Consider the following 1,159-nt stretch of genomic DNA (forward strand, 5'->3'; position numbering starts at 1 on the left):
GGAAGGTCTGAACAGGTCGCCAATTGGCGCGCGATGAAGCCCAATGGCGTGCATGGTGATGAATCGCGCCGCCAGATTCCCCGAATCGATGATGTCTGCCCCTCATCCAACGCCCTCAGGCTGTTTGCGGACGCACCTGTCCCATCATCGCCATCAATTTCTTGCGCGCCATCCACAGATTGGACAGCGCAAACAGCGTGATCACATGCGCCGCGTTCTTGGCCAGCCCCTTGAACCTCACCTTTGCGAGACCGAATTGGCGCTTGATCACCCGGAACGGATGCTCCACCTTTGCCCGCACGCTGGCCTTCTCATATTCCTTCTTGCGCGCTCTGGCCTTGGCGCGTCCCTCGGGCATCTTCGCCATGTCGCTGGGCCGGCCCGCAATGTGCCACTGCACATCGCGCTTCACCCGCGCCTGCGCGCCCCGGTAGCCCGAGTCGGCCCACACCTCGTCTTCCTTGCCGTGCAGCAAGTCGGTCACCTGCTCCACGTCTGCTTCGTTGGCGGCCGTCGCTGTCACGGTATGCACCAGTCCCGACTCGGCATCCACCGCGATGTGCGCCTTCATGCCGAAGTGCCATTGATTGCCCTTCTTCGTCTGGTGCATCTCGGGGTCTCGCTCGCCCGTGCTGTTCTTGGTGGAACTGGGCGCGGCGATGATGGTTGCGTCCACGATGGAGCCGCGCTTCAGCAGCAGCCCCTTCCTGGCCAGGTGGGCGTTGACCTGCTTGAAGATGTCTTCGGCCAGATCGCAGGCTTCCAGCAGGTGGCGGAAGTTCAGGATGGTCGTCTCATCGGGGATCGCCTCCAAACCGAGTCCGGCGAACGTGCGCAGCGAGGCGATCTCATACAGGGCTTCTTCCATCGCTGGGTCGCTCAGGGCGAACCAGTTCTGCATCAGGTGCACGCGCAGCATGGCTTGCAGCGGGTAGGGCCGACGGCCTCGGCCTGCCACTGGATAGTGGGGCTCGATGACTTTGAGCAGCGCCTTCCACGGCACCACCAGTTCCATCTCGGCAAGGAAGACTTCGCGCCTCGTCTTCTTCCTCTTGCCAGCTTGCTCGGCATCCGCAAAACTGATCTGGCTCATCGCTCGTGCTCCTTTGCAGGTTCAGTCCTTCATGCAAGAAACGTGCTCTTGATCAGATGTTCCCTA

At 61.7% G+C, this 1,159-nt stretch carries 1 protein-coding gene; it reads right to left on the reverse strand.

The window, feature by feature from the left end:
• Positions 1-115: 115 nt before the first annotated feature.
• On the reverse strand, positions 116-1,093 hold the full coding sequence (locus ACSFA8_RS27165) for an IS5 family transposase (protein ID WP_435482563.1): 978 nt from the start codon (positions 1,091-1,093) through the stop codon (positions 116-118).
• Between the last annotated feature and the right edge of the window lie 66 nt (positions 1,094-1,159).

The organism is Variovorax nitratireducens (assembly GCF_051216545.1).
Lineage (GTDB): Bacteria > Pseudomonadota > Gammaproteobacteria > Burkholderiales > Burkholderiaceae_C > Variovorax.